Source organism: Saccharomonospora halophila 8, assembly GCF_000383775.1.
GTDB classification, from domain to species: Bacteria; Actinomycetota; Actinomycetes; order Mycobacteriales; family Pseudonocardiaceae; genus Saccharomonospora; species Saccharomonospora halophila.
Genome location: NZ_KB912515.1, coordinates 3,075 through 7,035, shown reverse-complemented (window position 1 = coordinate 7,035; position 3,961 = coordinate 3,075). Strand labels below are relative to the sequence as shown.

Annotated in this window: 4 protein-coding genes; 1 reads left to right on the top strand and 3 read right to left on the bottom strand. The window is 74.0% G+C overall.

Going from position 1 to position 3,961, the window contains the following annotated elements; genetic code table 11:
• Window positions 1–697, bottom strand: a 697-nt coding sequence (gene truB, locus SACHA_RS20820) for a tRNA pseudouridine(55) synthase TruB (protein ID WP_019808425.1), incomplete at its 3' end; no start/stop codon positions are given.
• Between the two features lie 166 nt (window positions 698–863).
• Here truB and SACHA_RS25060 point away from each other — a divergent pair.
• The gene (locus tag SACHA_RS25060; protein WP_019808423.1) at window positions 864–1,094 is read left to right on the top strand and encodes a hypothetical protein; all 231 of its coding nucleotides are present in this window, start codon (window positions 864–866) and stop codon (window positions 1,092–1,094) included.
• Between the two features lie 88 nt (window positions 1,095–1,182).
• Here the strand turns inward: SACHA_RS25060 and SACHA_RS0107375 are convergent, their stop codons facing one another.
• Together SACHA_RS0107375 and SACHA_RS20815 are read right to left on the bottom strand one after the other, a co-directional pair.
• A complete protein-coding gene (locus SACHA_RS0107375) occupies window positions 1,183–2,502 on the bottom strand; it encodes an MFS transporter (protein ID WP_019808421.1) in 1,320 nt (439 codons plus the stop codon).
• Window positions 2,503–2,663: 161 nt separating this feature from the next.
• On the bottom strand, window positions 2,664–3,961 hold a 1,298-nt coding region (locus SACHA_RS20815), incomplete at its 5' end, for an MATE family efflux transporter (protein ID WP_019808418.1).

The window sequence follows — 3,961 nt, the reverse complement described above, 5'->3', positions numbered from 1 at the left end:
CCTCGGCCGCGTCGACCCGGCGCCGGGCGAACGCGGCGGCCACGGCCTCGTCCAGGCTCAACGACAGGCCGGGCTCCTGCTCCACCTGTTCCAGGGTGCGGGCGCGGGCGAGGGTGAACGGACCGACCGTCGTCCGGCGCAGCGCCCCGAGATGACCGCCGACGCCGAGCGCGTCGCCGAGGTCCCGGGCCAGTGCGCGCACGTAGGTGCCGGAGGAGCAGTCGATCATCGCGTCGAACTCCAGCCTGCCGTCCTCCCGCCGCACGGCCAGGACGTCGAACCGGTGCACGGTGACCGGCCGGGAGGGCAGGTCCACGTCCTCCCCGGCCCGGACCCGGGCGTAGGCGCGCCTGCCGTCGACCTTCACCGCGCTCACCGCGCTCGGCACCTGGTCGATCTCGCCGGTGAGTGCCGTCACCGCCGCGCGGACGGCGTCGTCGGAGACCGCGTCCACCGCCTCCGGGTCCGCCTCCGCGAGCACCTCGCCCTCGGCATCGTCGGTGGTGGTGGCGGAGCCGAGCACCACCGTGGCCAGATAGGTCTTGCGGTCCAGCGAGAGGTGGCCCAGCAGCTTGGTCGCCCGCTCGATCCCCAGGACGAGGACGCCGGTGGCCATCGGGTCGAGCGTGCCGGCGTGCCCGACCTTGCGGGTGCCGAGCAGCCGACGGGCCTTGGCGACCACGTCGTGGGACGTCATGCCGCTCGGTTTGTCGACGATCAACAGGCCGGGGGGTGGTGGGGAATCGCTTGCCACGCGCCGCACTGTAACCACCGGCCCCCGCCCCGGGCGGACCCGCCCGGGACCGGCGGAGCTCCCGACGGTGCCCCGGGTCACCGTGCGGTTCGCGATACATACTGTCCGTATGAGTGGCTTCCGTCGGATCCGGGACAACAGTCCCACCCTCGGCCCCATCAGGAGAGACGCGAGACGGCTGACCACGGCCGAGGTGCTCGACCGTTCCAAGCAGCGTGCCGAGCAGGCCGCCACGTCGGCGGTCGCGGCGCTCGACCGGGCACGGGACGAGCGGGCGGACGAGCTGTGCGGTGGGCAGCGCCGACCGTCGTGGACTGCTTCGCCGTCGTCGACGCGTTGAGCGGGGCGGAGGGAGCCGATGGGTTCCCGGACGTCGAGGTGTGCGGACCGGGATCCGCCGGGCCCGGCCGACGTCCCCGGTCCGCGGGTCAGGCCGCGGGGCGGTCGGCGGGGCGGAGGTCGAAGCGGTGCCTGCGCAGCCGCACGGGCACGTCCTCGCCACGTTCCTGCGCCGCGAACACCGCCGCCCGGGCGCGCAGCCACCACACCGCCATCCGCCAGGACCCGAACGTGAGCACGGCGGGCATGGCCAGCAGCGCGATCCCGTACCGCCCTCCGGTGAGCTCCAGCAGCACGCCGATGAGCAGGGAGGTGACCGTCGTCGCCACGAAGCCGCCCACGTTGACCACCCCGGTCGCGGTGCCGACCCGGGGCAGCGGGTTGTAGTCGCGCACCAGGCCGAACCCGATGGTGGACACCGGGCCGCCCAGGGAGAGCACCGTGAAGGCGGGCACCAGCACCGCCACCGGGATGCGGCCGGGCCAGCCCAGCAGCACGCCCCAGGTCACCCCCACGGCCAGCAGGTAGCTGACCACCAACGGCATGCGGATCCCCGGTCGGCGGCCGACGACGCTCCCGAGCAGCGGGCCACCCAGCATCGCGCCGAGGACGAACACCATCAGCAGCGAACTCGCCGTGGTGGTGGCGTAACCCTGCCCCTCGACGAGGAACGGCACGCCCCACAGCAGCACCATCACGTTCTGCCCGAACGGCGCGGAGAAGTGCGTCCAGAACCCGAGCCGGGTCCCGGGAACGCGCAGCGCGGCCCGGAGCTGCGCACCGACCTCGCGCACCGGCACCGTGCGCGACTCGGTGCGCCGCGCGTGCGGGGTGTCGTGCACGGCCGCCAGCAGCACGGTCACGAACACCACGGTCACCAGCCCCGCGGCCAGGAACGTGGGGGTCCAGCCCGGGCCCGCCAGCAGCAGCGTCAGCGGCAGTGTCGCCGCGAGATTACCGACGAACCCGAGCGTCCCGGTCAGCGCCGTGACCAGCATGTACTGCCGCTGCGGGAAGTGGTTCGCGGCCAGCCGCAGCACGGAGACGAACGTGAGGGCGTCGCCGACGCCCAGGATCCCGCGCGCGAGCAGGGCGGGCGGGTAGGACTGCGCCACGGCGAGCAGGATCTGCCCCAGTCCGAGCAGCAGCAGCGCCGCGGTGAGCACCCGGCGCGGGCCGAACCGGTCCACCAGCACCCCGGTCGGCACCTGCATCAGGGCGTAGACACCGATCTGGAGCACGGTGAACGTCGCCAGCGCGGCGGAACCGACGCCGAACCGCTCCGCCGCGTCCAGCCCCGCGACCCCCAACGAGGTGCGGTGGAACACCGCGAGCACGTACACACCCGCGGCGACCAGCCAGATCAGCCACGACCGGACGGGGGCGGCCGGGACGGGCCGGGACGGCACGGAGTTCCTCCAAGGACGGGACGACGGCGAACGGGCGACACCGGGACACGACGGGCACGACACCGTCGCCCCATTTGTTTGTATCGCCTAAGCATCTCCGGGGCGTACCCGCGGCCCGGGTGTCGTTGCCCACACACCCGGGACCCCGGTGTCGTCGCCGCTCAGGCGCGGACGGCGCCCTCCACCGCCCAGCGCCCGGAGCGCAGGCGGGACACCACGAACGCCAGGCGCAGCAGCATGAACAGCGTCAGGCCGGTCCAGATGCCGCTCAACCCCCACCCGACGGCCAGGGAGATCCAGATGAGCGGCAGGTAGCCGAGCACGGCGCTGCCGACCGTGGCGTTGCGGAGGAACGGGGCGTCCCCCGCCCCGAGCAGGACCCCGTCGAGGGCGAACACGACCCCGGCCACGGGCTGCAGGGCGACGAAGAACCACCAGGCGTGCGGGATGGTGGCCAGCACCCCCGGATCGGTGGTGAACGCCTTCGGCAGGACCTGCGACACGGCGGCGAAGGCCACCCCGAGCGCGCAGCCCAGGACCAGACCGTAGGCGGTGATCTGGTTCGCCACGCCATTGGCCTGCCGGGAATCCCGGGCACCGAGCGCCGCCCCGATCAGCGACTGCGCGGCGATGGCCACCGAGTCCAGCACCAGCGAGAGGAACGTCCACAGCTGCCACACCACCTGGTGGGCGCCGACGGCCACGGTGGAGGTGCGGGCGGCCACGGCCGTGGCCGAGACGAAGCACGCCTGGAAGGCGAGGCTGCGCAGGACGAGGTCCCGGCCGAGACGCAACTGCGCCCACATCACCGTCGGCGCCGGGCGCCCGAGGGCGCGCTCGACGAGCAGTGCCCGGAAGAACAGCCCGCCCGCGATCGTCTGCGCCACGACGTTCGCCACGGCGGAGCCCTCCAGTCCCATCCCCACCGGGTAGACCAGCACGGGGCAGAGCACGGCGGACAGCGCGTTGCCCGCGAGCACGAAACGCAGCGGGCGCACCGCGTCCTGCACCCCGCGCATCCAGCCGTTGCCCGCCATCGTGACCAGGATCATCGGCACCCCGAACAGGGCGATCCGCAGCCAGGACACGGTCCGCGCGGTGACGGTGTCGTCCCCGGACATCAGCCGGGCGACGGGTTCCGCCGCGAGCTGCCCCACCAGCAGGATGACCACCCCGACCGCCAGTGCGAGCCAGGTGGCCTGCATCCCCTCGTCCACCGCCTCGGCACGGCGCCCCGCGCCGTGCAGCCGCGCCGTGCGGGCGGTGGTGCCGTACGACAGGAACGTCAGCTGCGTCGACACCAGGGAGAGCAGCGTGCCGCCGAGCGCGAGCGCGGCCAGCGGCAGTGCGCCCAGGTGACCGACCACCGCGGTGTCCACCAGCACGTACAGCGGCTCGGCCGCGAGCACCCCCAGTGCGGGGACGGCGAGGCCGAACACCCGCCGGGCCGGGACCCGGT